The sequence below is a fragment of the Methylococcus mesophilus genome (assembly GCF_026247885.1).
GTDB lineage: Bacteria > Pseudomonadota > Gammaproteobacteria > Methylococcales > Methylococcaceae > Methylococcus > Methylococcus mesophilus.
On record NZ_CP110921.1, the window covers coordinates 2,223,663 to 2,244,347 of the forward strand.

Below are 20,685 nucleotides of genomic sequence, written 5' to 3' on the forward strand. Positions count from 1 at the left end.
CTGCCAAGGAGCTTGCGGGTACGATCCGCTCCGCAACCCCCGAGCGCTACACTTAAGCAAACCAGAAGTAAGAGTCTGTCTTGAAAAAGAAGATGGGGGATCGTAGGGCGGATAAGCGGCAGCGCATCCGCCAAATTCGGCTCCGCCGCTCTTCGAGTCAGCTTCGCTGCCCTTCGAGTCGGCGTTGCGGTGGATGCGCTACGCTTATCCACCCTACCTGAGCGGAGACTTTTCCTGATTTCAACTGATTGACTTCGCTTGAATAGACTTTTCAAGACAGGTTCCAAAAGGGAAATACGGCGCGCCATTTACTCTCCTTGAGATTTCATAAAGCTGAGGAATTCAGACGGTTTCCGGCCACCGCCAGATGACGGCGCCTACCGGACCCGATCCGTCTCACCCTCGGTCAGTCGCACTCCCATAGATCCAGCGCTACCCGGTCGTGCCGCTGCGGATCGTATTTGACCGGAACCGTGCGGCCCGGCTGGGCCAGGGGAACTTCCAGGTGGGAGATGAGGGCCTTGGTTTTCGCCTCGAACGGCGGACCCTGGTCCGGCTGCACTTCCAGCACGAATTCGGCCACGGGGTTCTGATTGATGGTGATGCCGGTATCCGCGAGGCCGACGATCCGGGCAGTTGCGGGCCTGCCGGTGCGCAGAATCTCGCAGGATTCGTTGCGTCCGCTGAACCGGTCGACGATCGTCGTGCAACCTGCAGCCGACGCGAACAGGGATAGCAGCAACCCTCGCCGAAGCAAGGCCGGTATTCTCATCGCGTTCGAACTTGTAGGAATCGGTAACGAGGTCGGGCCTGATCCGGATCAAAGAACCAATGGTGCGGACCAGGCCGGGGTATGCGGGAGGGTGCTTTCTCGACGGCCAGCCTATTGCGGGCTTTCTTCAAGGACATCGAGAACGAACCGCTCCAGAGCGATGGCGTTGGCGGAAGCCGTCGAATCCTGCGTGGCCGGCTCCGGTCCTTCCGCCTGCGTGGCCGCCAGCAGTAGCGGGGTTGCGACATAGGTACCGGAAGCCTTCAGATTCATGTTGATTCCCGAGAGAGAAATGATCAGGCCCAAATCATAGGCACCCTTGAGGTTGCCGTTATCCAGGACCTTGCCCGCAAATGAATTGCGGGTGATCGTCACGCTGCCGCCGCGCTGTTGGACTGCGGCGATCAGCTCCTGGAAATCGATGTCGACCTGGAACTTGGACGAGGTGAGCATCGACCAGACGCCGTGCAGATGAATGGGCTTGCCGCTGTCGAGTGGGTTGTTGATCGTCATCAGGAAGTTGTCCTGCCCATTGGCCGCCGGGGAAAATTGCATGGGCAAACCGAGCTTGAGCAAGGCGTTCAAAACGGCCACGTCCGGACTGGTAACCGAGGCCTTGGCGACATGGGGAGCGTTCAATTTGATGGCGGTAGGACCATGCGGCGTGTAGAGTCCGTGCGGCTCGGCTGCGCCGGCCGGCGGGGACATCGCCAATGAACCTGAAAGTGCAAGGAAAACGATGAGGGACGGGATTTTCTTGAACACGGCTGCGTCTCCTGTGCTGAGTCTCACGATTTCGGCACTCGTGCATCCCTTGGCCGGTGTTGACCTTTCGCGTGAGGCTGGAATTTTTTGTGTTGGTCGCCTCAAACGACTCGACTATAGGCCCGGACAGGGAAACTCGCAACACACCGTGACGCAACGGTCCTCAAACACTCAGTCGGGCAGATAATCCAGATCCAGCACCTCCACGAGATCGAAGGGCGGCTGCACCGGGAAGGCTTCCAGCGTCAGCCCTGTCTCCATCATGGCGCTGAAGCGGGCGTTGTCGTAGGTCTCGAGAAAACAGACGTGGAGGGCGGGCTTCAGGCTCGGGTTGGCGTCGATCAGCTTGGCGAGGCGCCTGCGCTGGTCGAGTATGGCCGACTCCCAGCGCTGCCCGTGAAACTCGGGCTGGTGGCCCCATTTCAGCAAATGCGTCAGCAACACCTCGAGGCGCCGGGTCAGTTGCAGCCGCGCGCTGCGGCCCATGGCCTCGATTTCCTCGCAGAGATGCTCGGTATCCAGTTCCGAGAAGCGGCCGGCCTTGAGCAGTTCGGACTGTTGCAGAGTCCAGCCGAAAAAATCGCGTTCGTAGAGACTGGCGTTCACATGATGACCCTCGTCGTCAGGAGCGCGGGACGGGAATTTCCGCCCCGCGGATTTCCGCTTACCCCCTCAGGTGCTGCAGGACTTCGTCCAGCATCTTCTTGGCATCGCCGAACAGCATCCGGTTGTTTTCCTTGTAGAACAGCGGATTGTCGACGCCGGCATAACCGGATGCCATGGAACGCTTCATGACGATGGACGTGCCCGCCTTCCAGACCTCCAGCACCGGCATGCCGGCGATGGGGCTGTTGGGGTCTTCCTGGGCGCCCGGATTGACAATGTCGTTGGCGCCGATGACCATCGCCACGTCGGTTTCCGGGAAGTCCTCGTTGATTTCGTCCATTTCCAGCACGATGTCATAAGGCACCCTGGCTTCGGCCAGCAGCACGTTCATGTGCCCCGGCATGCGGCCGGCTACCGGATGGATAGCGAAACGCACGTTGACGCCCTTGTCCCGCAGGTGCTTGGTGATTTCATACACCGTGTGCTGAGCCTGCGCCACCGCCATGCCGTAGCCCGGCACCAGGACCACATTGCGGGCGCTGCGCAGCAGCTCCGCGGTTTCCTCGGCGCCGATCGGCTGCACCTCGCCCTCCGGCTTTGCCCCAGTTGCTGCAGTCCCCCCCTCGGTGCCGAAACCGCCGGCAATCACCGCAAAAAAATGACGGTTCATGGCCCGGCACATGATGTAGGACAGGATTGCGCCGGAAGAGCCCACCAGCGCGCCGGTGACGATCAGGAGATCGTTCGACAGCATGAAGCCCGTGGCCGACGCCGCCCAACCCGAATAGCTGTTGAGCATGGACACGACCACAGGCATGTCGGCGCCACCGATCGCCATGACCATGTGGATGCCGAACAGCAGGGCTATGGCGGTCATGATGCCCAGCGGCACGATGCCGGCCGCGGTCGAATCGGCGTCGAGAAACTGCTTGCCGACCACGAGGACGGCGATCAATAGCCCCAGGTTGAGCCAGTGACGCCCCGGTATCAGCATCGGCTTGCCGCTGATCTTGCCTGACAGCTTGCCGAAGGCGATGACCGAACCCGAAAAGGTCACGGCGCCGATCAGTATCCCGACGTAGATTTCCGATTCGTGGATAGTCTTCTCGACGCCGGCGAAGTGTGCGCTCGGATCGAAGTAGTTGGCGAAACCGACCAGGGCCGCCGCAAGGCCGACCAGGCTGTGCATGAGCGCAACCAGTTCCGGCATCTCGGTCATCTTGACCTTGATCGCGGCATATACGCCGACACTGCCGCCGACCAGCATGGCGATCAGGATCGGCACGTAGCTGGTGACCTTGGGGCCCAGCAGCGTCGCCAGGATGGCGATGGCCATGCCTGCGATGCCGTAGAAATTCCCTCGCCTTGCCGTTTCCGGATGGCTCAGCCCGCCCAGGCTGAGGATGAACAGGATGGTCGCGCCGATGTACGCGACCGTAACCAAACCTTCAGACATGATCTTCTCCCGTCCTTGTTATCTTCTGAACATGCGCAGCATGCGCTGGGTCACCCAGAATCCACCCGCCATGTTGACCGCCGTCAGGGCGACCGCTAGCCCTGCCAGCGTCAGGATCAGCGTGCCGGGCGAGGAAATCTGGATCAGTGCGCCGATCGCGATGATGCTGGAGATGGCGTTGGTAACGCTCATCAAGGGTGTGTGCAGCGCGGGCGTCACGTTCCAGATCACCATATATCCGACGAAGCAGGCGAGCACGAACACGGTGAAATGTTCCATGAAGTCGGCCGGGGCATTGGCCCCGATCAAGTAGAAGATCAAGGCGCCGACACCGATGCCGAGGCCGGTTCGGACCCAGGCCGGCAGCAGCGGCTTCTTTTCGGTTACGACCGGCGGCGCGGCCGTGGCCATCTGCGGAGCCGCCGCGCTGATCTTGGGCGGCGGTGGCGGCCAGGTGATGGTGCCGTCCTTGATCACCGTGGCACCGCGGATCACTTCGTCGTCCATGTCCACCACGGCATTGCCATCCTTCTGCGGGCACAGCTCTTCGAGCAAACGCAGGAGGTTGGTGGCATAGAGCGTACTGGACTGCCGAGCCAGGCGGCTGGGCAGGTCGGTATAGCCGATGATGGTGACCTCGTGGCGCACCACGACCTCGCCGGGAACGGTCAGCTCGCAGTTGCCGCCCTGTTCGGCGGCCATGTCGACGATCACGCTGCCCGGCTTCATGGACTTGACCATGCCGACGGTGATCAGCTTGGGGGCAGGCTTGCCAGGAATCAGGGCAGTGGTGACGATGACGTCGACGTCCATGGCCTGACGGGCGATCATCTCGGCCTGGGCCTTCTGATAGCCCTCGCTCATGATCTTGGCATAGCCGCCGACGCCGGTCCCCTCCTCCTGGTATTCCACTTCGACGAACTCGGCGCCCATGGACTTGACCTGATCCTTCACTTCCGGCCGGGTGTCGTTGGCGCGGACGATGGCGCCCAACCCGCCGGCGGCGCCGATTGCGGCAAGACCCGCCACGCCGGCGCCGATGACGAAGACCTTAGCCGGCGGCACCTTGCCGGCCGCCGTCACCTGGCCGCAAAAAAAGCGGCCGAAATGATGGGCCGCTTCGATCACCGCACGGTAGCCGGCGATGTTCGCCATGGAGCTCAGGGCATCGAGTTTCTGCGCCCTGGAAATCCGCGGCACGCTGTCCATGGCCAGCACGGTTCCGCCGGTGGCGGCCAGTTGGTCCATGAGTTCGGCGTTCTGGGCCGGCCAGATGAAACTGACCAGACACCCGCCCTTCCGCATCAGTTCGACTTCGGCGGACGAAGGCGCGCGCACCTTGAGCACCATGTCGGAGTTCGCCCACAGCTCGACGGCGGTCGGTACGATCTCGATGCCCGCCTCGCGGAACACGTCGTCGGAAAAATTCGCATCGTCCCCGGCGCCGGTTTCGACGGCGACCTCGAATCCAAGCTTCTTGATCTTCTCGGCCACTTCCGGTGTGGTCGCTACCCGGCGCTCTCCGGGAAATATTTCCTTCGGTATTCCTATTCGCATGCAAGCCTCTCCTGATCCCTATTCTGGTTGGGAGACGGGCCTCGCACCGGCGCTCGATCGCTCGTTGGCAGACGAATCGCTTACTCGGAGGAAACAACCCATCTCGCAAGGTTGGATTGACAAAAGCAAACGGGCGCCGAGCGCCCGCATCTTTAATACCGGCAAAGCCAGGCCGGGTCAACCCTTTTTCCGACGAGGAGAGTTCAGGTGAATCGAGGCAGGCGTTCGGCCAGACCCATGGCGTGGCGGGCCAGCAGGTGTTTGGCCGGGGGCAGGCAATCGAGCGCGAACAATCCGATGCTGCGGACCAGCGCGAGAGGCAGAAAATCGTTGGAAAACAGCCGGATCAGGCTGTCGGTGAAGGCCACGGTGCTGCGGAGGTCGCGCTGGCGGGCCTCGGCGTAGCTGTGGAGGAACGCCGGATCGCCGATGTCCTCGCCGAACCCCTGTTTCACGATCAGGCGCTCCGCGAGTTGGGCCGCATCGCGCAGCCCCAGGTTGAAGCCCTGCCCCGCTACCGGATGAAGCTGGTGCATGGCGTTGCCGATCAGCACCACCCGGTCGTCGGCCATCCGGCCGGCACGGATCAGCTTGAGGGGAAAGGTCTGGCGCGGACCGACCGGACCCAGCGCCCCCAGCCAATAGCCGAAGGTCTCCTGAAAGCGGGCCAGGAATTCGGCTTCCGGCAAGGCACGCAACTCTTCGGCTTCGGACGGCGCCAGCGTCCACACCACCGAGCAGCGCCGCCGCCCGAGCGGCAGCACGGCCAGCGGCCCCGACGAGGTGAAGCGTTCGTAGGCGACGTTGCGGTGGTCGAGTTCGGTGGCTACCTCGAACACCAAGGCCGTCTGGCCGTATTCGCGGACGATCTGGGGAATTTCCAGCAGCCGGCGGACGGTGGACTCGCTGCCGTCGGCGCCGACGACGAGGCGGGCGGACAACATCAGGGTCTCCTCGCCGCGCTTGAGGCTGACGTGGACCGAATCCGGCCCGGCCCGCAACCCGATCAGGCGGGCGGGCTGGATCAGCTCGACCGTCCCGGCCTGCAGAGCGCCGGCCACCGCATCCTCGACATCGCGCGCGGTGACCACATACCCCAAGGCGGCGACGCCTTCGCGTTCGGCGCTGAGCCGGGCCTTGCCGAAATGGCCGCGGTCCGAGACGTGGATGTTGCGGATCGGCGTGGCTTTCGGCTCGACCGCGGCCCAAACGCCCAGAGTCTCGAGGATACGGGCGGTGCCCCGCGCCAGCGCCAGCGCGCGCGTGCCGGCGGGAGCCGCCTGGCGTTCGGATTCGGTGCTGCTCTCCACCACGGCCACCTTGAGCGGCGAACCGGCCAAGGCCAGCGCCAGGCTGCCGCCGGCCAGGCCGCCGCCGACGATGAGGACGTCGTAATCGAAAGTTTTCATGGCCGCATCAGCGCTTCGATCTCGGCGACCGTCTTGGGCACGCCGGAAGTGAGGATCTCGCAGCCGTCCGGGGTGACGAGGACGTCGTCCTCGATGCGGATGCCGATGCCCCGGAACCGCGGATCGACGTCCTCGCAGTCCGCCGGCAGGTAGAGCCCAGGCTCGACCGTGAGCACCATGCCGGGCTCAAGCTTGCGCCAGTCGCTGCCGGCCTTGTAGTCGCCCACGTCGTGGACGTCCAGACCTAACCAGTGCCCGGTCCGGTGCATGTAGAATTTCTTGTAGGCCTCGTCTTTGACGAGCTTGGCGGGCTTGCCCTCGAGCAGCCCCAGGGCGACCAGGCCTTTCGTCAGGACCCGGACCGCGGCGGCGTGCGGATCGTTCCAGCGCTTGCCCGGCCGGACCTCGCCGATCGCCGCCGTTTGCGCCTCCAGCACCAGTTCGTACAGGGCGCGCTGGGCTTCGCTGAAGCGGCCGTTGACCGGGAAAGTCCGGGTGATGTCGGCGGCGTAATGGTCGTGCTCGGCGCCGGCGTCGATCAGCAGCAGATCGCCGTCGTGCAGCACCGCGTCATTGGCAGTGTAGTGCAGGGTGCAGGCATTGTTGCCGCCGGCGACGATGCTGGGGTAGGCGGGCGAACGCATGCCGTGGCGGGTGAATTCATGCAGGATTTCCGCCTCGATCTGGTATTCGTACATGCCGGGACGGCAGATCCGCATGGCCCGCTTGTGCGCCTCGGCGGAAACGTCGGCGGCCCGCCGCATCAAGGCGATCTCGTGCTCCGATTTGAACAGCCGCAGTTCGTGCACGAGCTTGTCAAGCGAGACGAACTGTTCCGGCACACCGACCCCGCTGCGCGCCCGGCTGCGGATGTTGTTGATCGCCCGCATCACCTGGGCGTCGAATTCGGACTGATGCCCGATCGGGTAGTATACGGCTTCGTGGTTCTCCAAGAGGCCCGGCAACACCGCGTCGAGCTCGGCGATCGGATGGGCCTCATCCGCACCGAACACCTCGCGTGCGCCCTCGAGCCCGGCGCTGCGTCCCACCCAGACGGCCATCTTGGCGTCGAATTCGCGGCAGAACAGCACGAACTCGCCTTCTTTCCGGCCCGGAATGAACACCGCCAGCGACTCGGGCTCGGCGAAGCCGGTGAGATAGGCGAAGTCGCTGTCCTGGCGGTAGGGGAACTCCACGTCGCGGTTGCGCACCGCGGCGGGTGCGCCGGCAATGAGGGCGACGCTTCGTTTCTTCATGCGCTTGAGCAGACGGCGGCGGCGCTGCTGGAACTCGGACAGGGGCAACATCGGACGACTCAGTGGAGCTGGGGGGCGGCGTTCTGTTCGAACTCGCTGCGGACCAGGTGGACTCCGGCCCGCACGAATTCGGTGAGCTCGGCATAAGCCTCCTCGTCGGTTTCATCGGCATGCTCCGCGTCGAGGCGGGAAAGCTGGAGGATGTCGTCGAGCACCTCGGTACATTCGCCGGGCCAGTCGCTGCCGCCGAGCTTGTAGCCCAAACCATAGAGGAATCCCTGACACCATTCGCCCAGGGCTCGGGCGCGATCGGTCATAGGCTGGTCGTCGTCCGGCAGGCACAATTCGAAGCTGAAGTCGAAGGCATCCAGTTGCTCGCGCGTCCGGTTGCAGAGGGTTTCGCAGGACCCCCGCTCTTCCGGATCCAGCCCCGCCTTGTCTTCGCCGAACACGGCGCTCAGCCACTGCCCGCAATCGAGCCGCCCGTCGACGCACAAGAGGCCCGCCAGCGTGCCGTGGGCTTCGGCCGCGCTGGAAGGAACGTGGTGATTGAGGAATATCGCCTGGATGTCCTCGTAGGAGGGACTGTCGTGCATGGAGGTGACTTGTCGAACTTGCGGATATTTCATTATGCTACCACCCCTCGGGCCAAGGCCGGTACCCAAGCCACAGCCCTGCAGCCCCCCATGACCTCGTCCCGATCTCCAGGAAATACCCGCCATGAGCGAACATCGCCCCATCAAAGTGCATCTTCTTGGCAAAGAATATCCCATCGGCTGCGCCGAAGATGAACAGCACGACCTGCTGATCGCCGCCCGTTTCCTCGACGAGAGAATGCGCAAGATCCGCGAAACCGGCCGAGTAATCGGCACCGAGCGCATCGCGATCATGGCGGCCTTGAACATCGCCCACGAACTGGTCCAGGCCCAGCACGAAATCCGGCTGCTGAACCAGAGCCTCGCCAATCAGCATGCCATGAATTCACTCGGCTCCGGCAGCAGCTGGAGCGGCTGACGACCGGGAACGGGGTTTTCCCGGTGAGTCAAGTCTCTCACCTGTGTCATTTATCAGGTAAGATAACCGCCAGTATTCCCTGTAACGCTCGAAGCATGCTGGGTTACTCTTTGAGCCTAATCTAAAACCCCGGGACTTCCGGGTGTTCGATGTGCGCAAGTCCGCTCCGAGCGGAAAGCCTGATTCGGCATCCTCTGGTCCCACCTGAACCGTTTGGTTCAAGGGCGAAAGCATGCTACGGCGCAAACGGGGAATACTCTTTCCCACCCGGTTTCCATGATCACGCCCGCCGAGATCCGGACCCGGCTCCGCGAATGGCGACGCGCCCAAGCCCCTATCGACGTCCACCGGAACAGCCTGCGGATCGCCGGCCATTGCATCGGCTCAGGCTGGCTCGATGCCGATGCCCGGATAGCGGCGTACCTGCCCAATGACGGCGAGGTCGACACGGCGACACTGTTCGGATACCTCCGCGAACGCGGCCGTATCGCCTACATCCCCATGCTGCGGCAGCGCATGCTCTGGTTCGGACCGTATACCGGCCCCGCTGCATTGCATCCCAATCGCTACGGCATCCCGGAACCCGTTATCGACGACAGCACGATCGCCGATGCCAGGGAACTCGATCTCGTGTTCGTGCCCCTGGTGGCGTTCGATCCACGGGGCCACCGCCTCGGCATGGGCGGCGGCTACTACGACCGCACCTTTGCGTTCCGGCTCGATGAACCTGCGACCATGCGCCCCCGCCTGATCGGCCTCGCTTTTGAAGGCCAGAAGCTTGAGCGGCTGGATGCCCAGCCCTGGGACGTCCCGCTGGATGCCATAGTCACCGAGGCGGGCATCTACCGCTGCCCTGGCCGTCTGTCCGCTTCCCGCTGATCCGCGCTGGAAAATCGCCGGAAGGCGGAGTATTTTCCTCTTGCGGCAAATCGAACTATCGTTGCCAGCCGCTCACGGAGCCCTGTTTATGCCAACAAGCCTAAACGTCCGCAATAGCCCACCGCGAACCAGGACCGAACCCCTGGTCCATATCGTCGACGGCCAGCCGGCGGTGCGCGACGCGCTGAAAATTCTGGTCGAGTCCGAGGGCTTGCCGGCGCGCTGCTTCGCCACCGGGAAGGACTTTCTGAATTACTGCACCCCCGATACCCACGGCTGCATCTTGCTGGACCTGCGGCTCCCGGAAATCTCCGGCCTGGAACTGCAGAAAACATTGACAGACAAAGGTATACGGACACCGATCATTTTCATCAGCGGGAAAGGCGACGTACCGGCCCTGGCAGAGGCCTTCCGGAGCGGAGCCTTCGATTTCATCGAAAAGCCATTTGAAAATGCGGGTTTCATGAACCGGCTGCGGGAGGCCATTGCACTGGATCTGAGGACCTGCGAGCACCGGCGCCGGCAGACGGAAGCCGCAGCGCAGTATGCCGGCCTCAGCAAACGGGAAAGGCAGGTGCTGCATTGCACCGTCAAGGGCTATTCGTCCAAGGACACGGCGAAATCCCTCGGCATCAGCCATCGGACCGTCGAAATCTACCGCGCCAACGTGATGCGGAAAATGCACGCCGAAACTTTGGCGGAGCTGGTGCGGATAGCCCTCCTGCTCGAAACCGATTGAGGGCTCAATCGGGCGTCGGGATCGAAAGCCTCTCCTGCATTTCCAGCACTTCCTTCTCCGCCTCCAGCCAGTCTTCCAGCTCGCCGCCTCCTGCGAAACCACGCCTTTCGGCCCTCAAATACGCCGCTTCCGCGATCAGCGCGTGCAGGATGTCGGGATCGGGCGGCGGGAACACAATCTCCGCCTCCTCGTAGGAGACGGGTTTCATAGTTCGGGACAATACGGTTGCTGCCATGATGACTCACCTCTTCGTCAGGTCAGAAAACGTCCTCCTCCTCAGACCATCCTTGTCACAGCCTTCCGGCCAGATCTCCCGGCCCAAACGGCCCAGTCTCCTCGATCAGCGCGCGGGCGGCTTCCACCCGGTCCCAGACGTTCCACAGCAGTACGCCGCGCACGCGCCCCTGGGCCACATAGTAGACCACGCCCTTACGGCAAGGCTCGGACCAGTCCTCCACGGTCTCCAGCCGCGAATCCAGCTCCCCCACCGCTTCGTAACCCAGATCGAACAGATCGGAGTAGAAGTAGGGCAGGTGGCGGTACGGATTCGCTTCGCCGGCCATGTTGCGCCCGGCCAGCCGCCCCATGGTACGGGCGTTATCCTCATGCTCCACGTGCATCCGGCGGCCAAGCGCCGGGTTGTGAAAGGACGCGACATCACCGGCGGCGTACACGTCGGGATGCCCGGCCTGCAGAAACTCGTTGACGACAATGCCCCGGTCTACCGGCAACCCAGCCGCTTCGGCAAGCCGAGTCTCCGGCTCGATGCCGATGCCGGCGACGACGCCGTCCACCACGAGGGCTTCTTCACCGGTCTCGCCGAGCGCGAGGCGGATCTCATCGCCCTCCCGAACCAGGCCGGTGACTGTCCGGCCGTTCAGCAACTCGACGCCCTGGTCCCGGTAATACCGGTTGAGAAACCGGCATAGGTTGCCCGGAAACACCCGGCTGCCGATGCAGTCTTCCGGGAAGATCATTACTACCTCCTTGCCGATCGACGCCAGGGCCGCGGCGATCTCCGAACCGATGAAGCCGCCGCCGATGACGGCGAACTTCCGCCGCGTCTCGGTCAGCGTCCGCAGGCGGAGGTAGTCGTCGACGCTGCGGAAATACAGGATGTCGTCGCCGCCGAACGGAAAACGGCGCGGCCGGCCGCCCGTGGCAAGAAGCAGCTTATCGAATCCGTAGAGCGCACCTTGGTCGTCGGCGACGGACTTTCCCGCCAGGTCGAGATGGGTCGCTGTCCGTCCCAGGAATGCGCTGATCCCGCGTGCTTCGGTGCCGTACCATATCTGGTCGAAGGACTTGCCCAACCAGAGCCCCTTGGACAGCAGCGGCCGCTTATACGGAAGATGCGGTTCCGCGCCGATGAGGCCGATGGAGCCCTGCGGATCGAGCTCGCGTATGCCCTGGATCGCCGCATCCGCCGTCATGCCGCCGCCAACGACCAGATATTTGTAGCTTTGCATGATCACTCTCCGCAACTGAAAAAACTCATCAGAGCCAAGGTGCAAAAAGTCCGTCCCGGCTGTCCGGCGAGGCCGGTGCGCGAAACCTCAGGATCATGGCGCCATGGCGGGCGCTGTCGATACGGAGGCCCGCATGGATGCCTTGTCCCGCCTCCAGTAGACCGATTGCGGCCACCGCCGCGATCGATTGGGTGATCTGCAGCGCTCCTTCCCCCAGCGAGACCAGGACGCTGCCGTCCTTCGGCTCGAAATACAGGCCCCGGAATCGCACGTCGCGCACGACGCAACGCTCCTCCGCGGCATCGGCCACGCCGTGTTCCGCCGCCAGCGGTTTGTCCCGGATGCTGGTCGTTACCAGCCATCCCCGGTGCTGGCGGCTGAACTCCTCGCAGAACCCCACCCAATCGGTGGAAGCGACAGGCTCGGCGCTCATTTCATCGGCAGCCAGGGGCGCTAATTCGCGCAGCGGACCTTCAGTGCGCTGACCTGATCGTGGAGACCGTATTCACCGAGGTGATGCACCTTGTGCCCGGCCGTAAATGTCGCAACCTGGCTGCGGTAATTCTCGTCCTTGTTGCCCCAGCTCCGGATTTCCTGCTCGTGATAGACCGGGCCGGACGGTAGAGCGAAGTTTTCGTTCCCATAGACGCTCACCTCCGCGCCGGGCCCGACTTCCAAGCTTTCGATCGCATCGTTCCAGTCGGCGCCCTCGACATTCTTCAGGCTCGCCAACTCGGTCGGACCGAATACCCTGATCTTGGTACCCGCAAAGTCCGGACCGTTGTAAATATCCACCCAGCAACTGTCGGACCGCGGGGCGGCCGACGCCGCGGAACCGCTCACCACCCACACGAGCACTGCCAGCCAGACATGAATGGCCGATGTCATTTTCATATGTCCTCCCTGCCGCCGGAAACCCGGCCGGCCGTGTCAGGGGAATGCCGGAATCGTCGGGTCGGTGCCCTCGAATTCGGCTTCCGGATGATGTTTCTGGACCCGATGACGTATTTCTTCCGCGCGCCCGCACGGCCCGTCCACCGTCGGCAAGAGATCGCGTTTTTCGCCTCCCTGACCATTCTCGAGCCGGGCCCCCCGCCCAACCCTATCATGCCGGCCCGCACCGCCCCGTCGCCGAGCACCATGCCAATCGGTGGCGCGACCTCCGCCTGGGTGCCGGTGACGCCTCCTATGGCCAGCCTTCGCTCCATCGCGGTTCCCCGGCCCCTCAGTCATGGGCAGCGAGAGGATGGTGAACGACGCCCTCCTGCGCGATGACTTCCGCGATATCGGGCTTGCCCTCCACCGCACGTGAAATCGCCAGTTTGGTCGCCTGGTAGTTCCAGTCCTGGATTTTGGCGTTGTCCTCGGCGTCCCAATGGATGAACACGCCGACGCAAATGAACACATGCTCAGCCTCTGACCGCGGGATGACGCCTTCCTTGACCGAATCCACCACCGCCTTGGCCACGCCGCGTTCCGCCGGCCCGAACATCTGGGTCGCCTGCTTTTCGTTCTTGATCTCGACCTTGTTGAACATCACCGTGGCGGGTTTCGCCATCAGATTGGGCGCAACCAGAGCCAGCAAGGCGTTGTCGCCGCGCTTCTGATTGGTGAGGGTCGTGCAGAACGCCACTTCGGCGGCGCTCCCGCGGGGCCCCATGATGAGATCGATATGCGCCAGTTCGTTGCCTTCGCCGACCAGCGCCTCGCCCACCAGCACCCGATCGATCTTCAAACCGTTCATCTCGGTTTCTCCTAATGTATCTGTCGGGGGAGACGGACCACCGGTCCGACGAACTGTGGGATCACCCACCCGTCCGCCTAAGTCTTCTAATCCCGGCACCCTCTCGGCGCCAATACGAACCGCTACCTAAGTAAATCTACGTAGGCCGTGGCGCACTGAATGAAGAAAGTACCGTCCCGGCAATCCCGGCACGGCGAGTGTGCGGCTGGTAGAGCCGCCGGCCAGACCGCAGGGCTTGGCGGCGGGGAGTGAAAACCATAGCCGGCGAAATGCCGGGATCCGCAGACCGGCTCCGGCGGGAGCGGGTATCATTGCTGCCTTTTCCATCCGCCCTGGGGGCAGCTATGCCATGGATCTATCTGATGATCGCGATAATCGGCGAGGTCATCGGCACCTCGGCGCTGAAGTCCGCGGAAGGCTTCACCCGACTCTGGCCCTCGGCGACCGTTATTGTGGGGTATGCGGTCGCCTTCTATTTCCTCTCGCTCACCGTCGACAAGATTCCGGTGGGCATCTCCTACGCGATCTGGTCGGCACTAGGCATCGTGCTGGTCTCGCTCATCGCCTGGATTCTCCATGGCCAGGCGCTGGATCGCCCCGCCATCGCCGGCATGGGACTCATCATCGCCGGCGTGCTGGTCTGCACGCTATGGTCGAAGTCGGCCACCCACGGATGATCGGCGGCGAGCGGTGCGCCGAAACCGAAGGCGCATTCGCGGACGAGGGTCATTCCTTGGCGCCGGCGTCGCTCAGGAGCTTTGCGATCTCGGTGTGGCCCCGCGTGCGTGCGAACTGCAAGGCGTTGGATGTCGGCTTGGCGCCTCTTGCAAGCAACAGCTTGACCATTTCGAGCTGTCCCCGGCCCGCCGCCAGACCGATCGCCGCACCGCCTCCGGCGTTCACATCCATGCCCGCGTCAAGGAAGAGCTCGACGGCCGTCTTGTCGCCGGCGCCGGCGGATTTGGCGAACTGCTGTTCGGAATACTCCACGCCCATCTGATGCAGCGCCGTCCTTGCCTGGGCTGGGTCGGCAGCTGCAAAGGATGTTGGAACGTGAGACACCGCCAGTGCCCCGGCGAACAGCATGAGGCCGAGAGAGGATTTGTCGTGGCGCGAACGGCCGATTGTCATGAGACGACTCCTTAAGTCAAAGGTCACATAAAACGCCCGGCGCGATCCCGCCGGAACTCCTTCTGCACGGACGAAAGTCGTCCGGATGCTCAGCGCCGCAGCAGCAGGGTGCCGATGCCCTGGTCGGTGAACAGCTCCAGCAGCACGGCGTGGTCGACGCGGCCGTCGATGATGTGGGCACTGTTGACGCCGCCGCGCAGCGCATCCATCGCGCAGCGGACCTTGGGGATCATGCCGCCGCTGATGGTGCCGTCCCCGATGAGGGCATCGACCTCCTTGAGCGACAAGCCGGTGAGAAGCGCACCGTCCTGGCCCAGGATACCCTGGGTGTTGGTCAGGAGGATCAGCTTCTCGGCCTTGAGCACTTCTGCCATCTTGCCGGCGACCAGATCGGCGTTGATGTTGTAGGAGCAGCCGTCCTCGCCAACGCCGATCGGGGCGATCACCGGGATGAAGTCGCTGTTGACCAGCATGTCCACCACCGCCGGATCGATGCTGGCGACTTCGCCGACATGGCCGAGGTCGATGAGTTCCGGCGCATCGGACTGCGGCTGGGACATGCGGATCTTGCGCGCCCGGATCAGATCGCCATCCTTCCCGCTCAAGCCCACCGCGGCACCGCCCTGGCGGTTGATGAGGTTGACGATCTCCTTGTTGACCAGGCCGCCCAGCACCATCTCCACCACGTCCATGGTTTCGGCGTCGGTGACCCGCATGCCCTGCACGAATTCGCTGGTTTTCCCCAGACGCTGCAGCAGATTGCCGATCTGCGGCCCGCCGCCGTGCACCACCACCGGGTTGATGCCGACCAGCTTCAGCAGCACGATGTCGCGGGCGAAGCTGTTCTTCAGGCGCTCGTCGATCATGGCGTTGCCGCCGTATTTGACGACGATGGTCTTGCCCTTGAAGCGCCGGATATACGGCAAGGCCTCGGTCAGGACGTGGGCGATCTGATTGGCGAAGGAGATTTCCAGGGGTTCCTGTTGTTTCATGGGCAAACCAAGGCGTCAGTGTTTCTAGAAAGGCAGGTCGAGACCGGGCCGCACCTTCAGCAGCAACACCCGGAAGCGCTGCTGGATGCGGGCCAATCCTTCGGCGGTGTCGGCTTCGAAGCGGATCACCAGGGAAGGCGTGGTATTGGAGGCGCGCACCAACCCCCAGCCGTCGGCGAAATCGACCCGCAGGCCGTCGATGTCGGTCGTGCGGCCGTCGTCGAAGTCGGCCAGGGCGCGCATTTTTTCCACGAAGGCGAGGTTCTCGCCCTCTTGCAGCCGCACGCCGAGTTCGGGCGTGTTGACGCTGTCCGGCAGTTCAGCGAACACGTCGGCAGTGGAGCGGGAATCGGCGGACAGGATTTCCACCATCCGGGCGCAGGCGTAGATGCCGTCGTCGAAGCCGTACCAGCGCTCCTTGAAGAAGAAGTGGCCGCTCATCTCGCCCGCCAGCAGGGCGCCGGTTTCCTTCATCTTGGCCTTGATCAGGGAATGGCCGGTCTTCCACATCAGCGGACGTCCGCCGTGGCGCAGGATGTATCCGGCCAGATGGCGAGTGCATTTGACGTCGTAGATGATGTCGGCGCCGGGTTCGCGGGACAGCACGTCGGCGGCGAACAGCATCATCTGCCGGTCCGGCCAGATGATGTTGCCGGCCGAGTCGACCACGCCGAGCCGGTCGCCGTCGCCGTCGAAGGCCACGCCGAGGTCCGCGCCTTCCCGCTTCACCGTTTCGATCAGCACCGCCAGGTTTTCCGGCTTGCTCGGATCGGGGTGATGGTTGGGGAAGTTGCCGTCGACCGCGCAGAACAATTCGACCACTTCACAATCCAGGGCCCGGAGGATCTGCGGCGCCACCACGGCGGCCACGCCGTTGCCGCAATCGACCACGACCTTGAATTGCCGGCCTATCTGCACATCCTCCACGATGCGCCTGCAGTAATCGGGCAGCAGATCGCGACGCTCGACCCGCCCTTCTCCGCTATGAAAATTCCCTGATTCGATGCGGCGCCGGAGCGCCTGAATGTCCTCACCGGCCAGGGTCTGCCCCCCCAGCACGATCTTGAAGCCGTTGTAATTGGCGGGATTGTGGCTGCCAGTCACCATGACGCCGGAACGGCCCGCCAGTACCTGGGTGCCGAAATACAGGACGGGCGTCGGCGCCAGCCCCAGATCGGTGACCTCGCAGCCGGCCGTCCGCAATCCTTCCGCCAAGGCGGCGCAGAGCGCGGGACTGCTCAGCCGCCCGTCGCGTGCGACGACGACCCGCCGCTCCCCTCGATCCAGCGCTTCGCTGCCGATGGCTCGGCCTATCGGCCGGGCCGCCTCCTCAGTCAAGGTATCACCGACGATACCGCGAATGTCGTAAGCCCGGAACAGGGTGGGGGCAATGTCCGGAACTGGTCGCATATCCATGGGAATCTTCTCCTCGTTCTGATCATCGGTGAGCACTGGCCGGGGCAAAGGGGCTTCTTCCGGCGGAAGGGACTGTACTTCCGTTTCCTCAGGCAAGGCCCGGACGGGAGCTTCCTCCGGCGGCGCCGCGTGAAGCGCCTTGAGGCCTTCGAGCAAGTCCTGCACCTCCCTGAGCCGCGCGCGGCCGGCAACGCCGGGGATCCCCGACCGCACCGCGGGGATCAGCGCCAACACCAGCGCCGTATCGTGCTTCATCGCCTGCGCCAGCACAAAGCCCGCCCCGAGCATCACCACCAGGATCAGCAGCAGCGCCAGCCCACCGGCCGCAAAAGCCCACCACAGCGGGGACTGGTCCTGGACCGGGCGCCAATAGACGATCCGCCAGCCGCGACTGCCCAGCACAGACGCATCCCCGTCCGGCGGCTCGGCCCGGCGGGCACGGTCGCCGGTGAAAACCAGGGGAAGTTCGCCCTGCCGGAGTTCCAGCGCGGCGCCGAATGGCATCGGAACCGAGCGCATGGCTTCGAGCAGGATATCGGGGGAGAGGCTGGCCAGCAGCACGCCCCGCCCTTCGGCAAGCGGAACGGCAAGCGCGATATGGACATTCGGGCTGTTAGCGGCATGCATGGCGGGCGACGACTGGCCGTGCCGGGCATCGCGGATCGCCTCGAGGTCGGCGTATCCCATCGCCGGTGCACGGACGGTATCCAGCAGGTCGCTTTGATTCGGTATCAGGCGCACGAGGAGCGATCCCGGCAGGGAGCCGGTGAGCCTCCCCTCCTCCGCCGCGATCCCCGCCGGATCGCCGGCCGCCAGCGCCTCGGCCAGCCGCGCATCGCCCGCCATGCCGCTCAGGGCGCGGAAGGACCAGCCGAGACGGTCGCGCACATTGAATGCCGCAGCATCCGCCGCCGCCGACATTGCCTGCCGGCCGGAAACTTCGGCGCGGTGCCGCTCGACCCCCACGAGACCGGCTGCGGTCGCGGCGACCGCCAGCATCGACACCAGACCGACCGACCAAAGGAGCCGGCGGAGACTCAGCGAGGGCACGGCTAATGCCGGCCGGTATGGCCGAACCCGCCCTCGGCCCGCCGGCTTTCGGCGAACGCTTCGACCTGCTCGAAGGCAACCTGGGCCACCGGCACGAACACCATCTGGGCGATGCGCTCGCCGACGGCGATTTCGAAGGCTTCCGCACCCCGGTTCCAGCAGGACACAAGCACCTGGCCCTGGTAATCGGAATCGATCAGACCCACCAGATTGCCCAGCACGATCCCATGCTTGTGGCCGAGCCCGGAGCGCGGCAACAGCACCGCCGCCAGTGCCGGGTCGCCGATGTGGATCGCGAAGCCGGTCGGGATCAGTTGGGTCTCGCCCGGCCGCAGCACCAGGGGTGCGTCGAGACAGGCCCGGAGGTCGAGCCCGGCGGCGCCCGGCGTGGCGTAGTGCGGCAATGGGATTTCGTTGCCGAGGCGGGGATCAAGGATCCTGATCTGTATTTTCGGCATAGTAGCGTTCGGCTATCAATCGAATCAGTCGGCGGGCGATCTCGGTCTTGCCGGCCAGCGGCAAATGGCACTCGCCGCCGCGCCAGCACACGAACAGGGCATTTTCATCCCGCTCGAAACCGCCCGGCGCCCCGCTGCCAACCTCGTTGGCGGCCACCAGATCGGCACCCTTGGCTTCCAGCTTGGCACGGGCGTAAGCTTCGACCTCGCCGGTCTCGGCGGCGAACCCCACGACGAAGGGCTTGTCCGGCAAGGCCGCGACGCAGCGGAGGATGTCCGGGGTCCGGTTCAGGGTCAGCTCCAGATGCTCGCCGTGTTTCTTGATCTTGGCATCCGCCACCCGAGCCGGCGTGTAATCCGCCACGGCAGCGGTGCCGATGTAGATGTCCGCCCCGCCGATCCGGGCCATGACCGCCGCATGCATCTCGGCGGCGGTTTCCACTCTCACGGTTTCCACGCCGGCGGGCGCATCGAGCGCCACCGGTCCGCTGACCAGGATAACGTCCGCGCCGGCGCTCCGCGCCGCGGCGGCCAGGGCGTAGCCCATTTTTCCGGAACTGCGGTTGCCGATGAAACGGACGGGGTCGATGGGCTCGCGGGTAGGGCCCGCGCTGATCAACACCCTGAGGCCCGAAAGCAGGCCGCCCGCCGCCAGCGCATCGGCAAGATCGAGGACGAGCCGTGCGGGCTCCCGCATCCGGCCCGGCCCCGTCTCGCCGCACGCCTGATCGCCTTCGTCCGGCCCCAACAGGACAGCTCCCCTCCCAGCCAAGGCGGCGGCGTGGGAGCGGGTCGCCGGATGCAGCCACATCGCGCGGTTCATCGCCGGCGCCAGAAACAGCGGCACTTCCGCTGCCAGGCACAGGGTGGCCAGCAGGTCGTCGGCCAGCCCCAGGCTGATCCGGGCCATGAAATCCGCCGAAGCCGGCGCGACCAGGATGGCGTCCGCCCAGCGGGACAATTGGATGTGCCCCATCGCCGACTCGGCACCGGGCACGAACATGTCGTGGGCGACCGGATGTCCGGAAAGGGCTTCGAAGGTCAAAGGCTGGACGAACCGGCAGGCCGCCGGCGTCATCGCCACGCGCACCTCGGCACCGGCCTGGCGCAGGCGACGGGTGATCTCTGCGGCCTTATAGGCCGCAATGCCGCCGGTCACGCCGAGAAGAATGCGCTTGTGGTGGAGGTCAGCCAAGGATGGAGTCTAGGGAAGGGTCACACGGGGCGACATTATGGCAAGTTTAGTCCAGCCCTTCTATGCTTGAAACAACTGGACACGGAACGAGGCTAAGATCATGCCCATCACCGACTGGCCCGCCGATGAGCGCCCGCGCGAACGGCTGCTGAAGCTCGGCCCCGCCGCCCTGTCCGACGCCGAATTGCTGGCCATTTTTCTGCGCACCGGCATCGCCGGCAAGAGCGCGGTCGACCTCGCGCGCGACCTGCTCCTGGAGTTCGGCTCGCTGTCCGCCCTGCTCAAGGCGGACCACCAGCGTTTCGTGAAATCGGCCGGGCTGGGCACGGCCAAGTACACGCAGATTCAGGCCGTGCTCGAACTCGCGCGGCGCCATTTCGAAGAATGCCTGAAGCGCGAGGATGCGCTCACCAGCCCCGAGCTGACGCGGCAATATCTCTCGAACTGGCTGAAAGGCAAACCTTACGAGGTGTTCGTCGGGCTGTTCCTGGACAACCAGCACCGGGTGATCCGCGCAGAGGAACTGTTCCGCGGCACCATCGACGGGGCCTCGGTCTACCCTCGGGAAGTGGTCAAGCAGGCGCTGTCCGAGAACGCGGCGGCCATGATCTTCGCCCACAACCACCCCTCCGGCATCTGCGAACCCAGCGACGCCGACCGCATGCTCACGCAAAGGCTGAAACAGGCGCTGGGGCTGGTCGACATCCGCGTGCTCGACCATTTCATCATCGGCGACGGCATGCCTTATTCCTTTGCCGAGCGGGGGTTGCTCTGAGC

Annotated in this window: 23 protein-coding genes and 1 other RNA gene; 6 read left to right on the top strand and 18 right to left on the bottom strand. The window is 64.4% G+C overall.

Annotated features, from left to right (window positions below; genetic code table 11):
- Positions 1–406: 406 nt before the first annotated feature.
- The 8 genes from OOT43_RS10400 to OOT43_RS10435 all read right to left on the bottom strand — a co-directional run bounded on the left by OOT43_RS10400 (position 407) and on the right by OOT43_RS10435 (position 8,450).
- Entirely contained in the window at positions 407–772 is a 366-nt protein-coding gene (locus OOT43_RS10400) for a DUF3592 domain-containing protein (RefSeq protein WP_266020511.1), read from the bottom strand.
- 111 nt (positions 773–883) lie between these two features.
- Positions 884–1,537, bottom strand: coding sequence for a hypothetical protein (locus OOT43_RS10405; protein ID WP_266020512.1), 654 nt, complete (start codon positions 1,535–1,537; stop codon positions 884–886).
- 171 nt (positions 1,538–1,708) lie between these two features.
- Positions 1,709–2,143, bottom strand: a complete 435-nt coding sequence (locus OOT43_RS10410) for a DUF29 domain-containing protein (RefSeq protein ID WP_266020513.1) — start codon at positions 2,141–2,143, stop codon at positions 1,709–1,711.
- A gap of 58 nt (positions 2,144–2,201) precedes the next feature.
- Positions 2,202–3,599 (bottom strand): Re/Si-specific NAD(P)(+) transhydrogenase subunit beta, encoded by a 1,398-nt coding sequence (gene pntB, locus OOT43_RS10415; protein WP_266020514.1) that lies wholly within the window; start codon positions 3,597–3,599, stop codon positions 2,202–2,204.
- Positions 3,600–3,617: 18 nt separating this feature from the next.
- Positions 3,618–5,156, bottom strand: a complete 1,539-nt coding sequence (locus tag OOT43_RS10420) for a Re/Si-specific NAD(P)(+) transhydrogenase subunit alpha (protein WP_266020515.1) — start codon at positions 5,154–5,156, stop codon at positions 3,618–3,620.
- 203 nt (positions 5,157–5,359) lie between these two features.
- Positions 5,360–6,565: a 2-octaprenyl-6-methoxyphenyl hydroxylase gene (ubiH, locus tag OOT43_RS10425; RefSeq protein ID WP_266020516.1), complete on the bottom strand. Its 1,206-nt coding sequence runs from the start codon at positions 6,563–6,565 to the stop codon at positions 5,360–5,362.
- Positions 6,562–7,869, bottom strand: coding sequence for a Xaa-Pro aminopeptidase (pepP, locus tag OOT43_RS10430; RefSeq protein ID WP_449406839.1), 1,308 nt, complete (start codon positions 7,867–7,869; stop codon positions 6,562–6,564). Before pepP ends, ubiH begins: the two co-directional genes overlap by 4 nt.
- An 11-nt stretch (positions 7,870–7,880) precedes the next feature.
- Complete coding sequence (locus OOT43_RS10435) at positions 7,881–8,450, bottom strand: UPF0149 family protein (RefSeq protein ID WP_266020518.1); 570 nt, start codon at positions 8,448–8,450, stop codon at positions 7,881–7,883.
- A gap of 91 nt (positions 8,451–8,541) precedes the next feature.
- Between OOT43_RS10435 and OOT43_RS10440 the strand changes: the two genes are divergently transcribed.
- From OOT43_RS10440 to OOT43_RS10455, 4 genes are all read left to right on the top strand, one after another.
- Positions 8,542–8,835 carry a cell division protein ZapA gene (locus OOT43_RS10440; RefSeq protein ID WP_266020519.1) on the top strand — a complete coding sequence of 98 codons (294 nt, stop codon included), beginning with the start codon at positions 8,542–8,544 and terminating at the stop codon, positions 8,833–8,835.
- Positions 8,836–8,908: 73 nt separating this feature from the next.
- A non-coding RNA gene (gene ssrS / locus OOT43_RS10445) (6S RNA) lies at positions 8,909–9,092 on the top strand.
- Between the two features lie 19 nt (positions 9,093–9,111).
- On the top strand, positions 9,112–9,714 hold the full coding sequence (locus tag OOT43_RS10450) for a 5-formyltetrahydrofolate cyclo-ligase (RefSeq protein WP_266020520.1): 603 nt from the start codon (positions 9,112–9,114) through the stop codon (positions 9,712–9,714).
- Between the two features lie 88 nt (positions 9,715–9,802).
- A complete protein-coding gene (locus OOT43_RS10455) occupies positions 9,803–10,453 on the top strand; it encodes a response regulator transcription factor (protein WP_266020521.1) in 651 nt (216 codons plus the stop codon).
- A 4-nt stretch (positions 10,454–10,457) separates the two neighbouring features.
- Here OOT43_RS10455 and OOT43_RS10460 read toward each other — a convergent pair whose 3' ends face one another.
- The 5 genes from OOT43_RS10460 to fae all read right to left on the bottom strand — a co-directional run bounded on the left by OOT43_RS10460 (position 10,458) and on the right by fae (position 13,666).
- Positions 10,458–10,688 (bottom strand): DUF2934 domain-containing protein, encoded by a 231-nt coding sequence (locus tag OOT43_RS10460; RefSeq protein WP_266020522.1) that lies wholly within the window; start codon positions 10,686–10,688, stop codon positions 10,458–10,460.
- A 55-nt stretch (positions 10,689–10,743) separates the two neighbouring features.
- Entirely contained in the window at positions 10,744–11,922 is a 1,179-nt protein-coding gene (locus OOT43_RS10465) for an NAD(P)/FAD-dependent oxidoreductase (RefSeq protein ID WP_266020523.1), read from the bottom strand.
- Positions 11,923–11,950: 28 nt separating this feature from the next.
- Complete coding sequence (locus OOT43_RS10470) at positions 11,951–12,355, bottom strand: hypothetical protein (protein ID WP_266020524.1); 405 nt, start codon at positions 12,353–12,355, stop codon at positions 11,951–11,953.
- Positions 12,356–12,375: 20 nt separating this feature from the next.
- Positions 12,376–12,816 carry a hypothetical protein gene (locus tag OOT43_RS10475; RefSeq protein WP_266020525.1) on the bottom strand — a complete coding sequence of 147 codons (441 nt, stop codon included), beginning with the start codon at positions 12,814–12,816 and terminating at the stop codon, positions 12,376–12,378.
- A 331-nt stretch (positions 12,817–13,147) separates the two neighbouring features.
- Entirely contained in the window at positions 13,148–13,666 is a 519-nt protein-coding gene (gene fae / locus OOT43_RS10480) for a formaldehyde-activating enzyme (protein ID WP_266020526.1), read from the bottom strand.
- A gap of 344 nt (positions 13,667–14,010) precedes the next feature.
- Between fae and OOT43_RS10485 the strand changes: the two genes are divergently transcribed.
- Entirely contained in the window at positions 14,011–14,343 is a 333-nt protein-coding gene (locus OOT43_RS10485; RefSeq protein ID WP_266020527.1) for an SMR family transporter, read from the top strand.
- A 49-nt stretch (positions 14,344–14,392) separates the two neighbouring features.
- On the opposite strand, the gene OOT43_RS10490 is transcribed toward OOT43_RS10485, so the two are convergent.
- The 5 genes from OOT43_RS10490 to coaBC all read right to left on the bottom strand — a co-directional run bounded on the left by OOT43_RS10490 (position 14,393) and on the right by coaBC (position 19,908).
- Positions 14,393–14,797, bottom strand: a complete 405-nt coding sequence (locus tag OOT43_RS10490; RefSeq protein ID WP_266020528.1) for an ankyrin repeat domain-containing protein — start codon at positions 14,795–14,797, stop codon at positions 14,393–14,395.
- A gap of 89 nt (positions 14,798–14,886) precedes the next feature.
- A complete protein-coding gene (gene argB / locus OOT43_RS10495; RefSeq protein WP_266020529.1) occupies positions 14,887–15,789 on the bottom strand; it encodes an acetylglutamate kinase in 903 nt (300 codons plus the stop codon).
- Positions 15,790–15,813: 24 nt separating this feature from the next.
- Positions 15,814–18,255, bottom strand: a complete 2,442-nt coding sequence (locus tag OOT43_RS20460) for a phosphomannomutase/phosphoglucomutase (RefSeq protein ID WP_317133980.1) — start codon at positions 18,253–18,255, stop codon at positions 15,814–15,816.
- A 2-nt stretch (positions 18,256–18,257) separates the two neighbouring features.
- Positions 18,258–18,713: a dUTP diphosphatase gene (gene dut / locus OOT43_RS10505; protein WP_266020530.1), complete on the bottom strand. Its 456-nt coding sequence runs from the start codon at positions 18,711–18,713 to the stop codon at positions 18,258–18,260.
- Entirely contained in the window at positions 18,685–19,908 is a 1,224-nt protein-coding gene (gene coaBC / locus OOT43_RS10510) for a bifunctional phosphopantothenoylcysteine decarboxylase/phosphopantothenate--cysteine ligase CoaBC (RefSeq protein WP_266020531.1), read from the bottom strand. The genes dut and coaBC overlap by 29 nt, the downstream gene beginning before the upstream one ends.
- A gap of 100 nt (positions 19,909–20,008) precedes the next feature.
- Between coaBC and radC the strand changes: the two genes are divergently transcribed.
- Complete coding sequence (gene radC / locus OOT43_RS10515) at positions 20,009–20,683, top strand: RadC family protein (protein ID WP_266020532.1); 675 nt, start codon at positions 20,009–20,011, stop codon at positions 20,681–20,683.
- Positions 20,684–20,685: the final 2 nt, after the last annotated feature.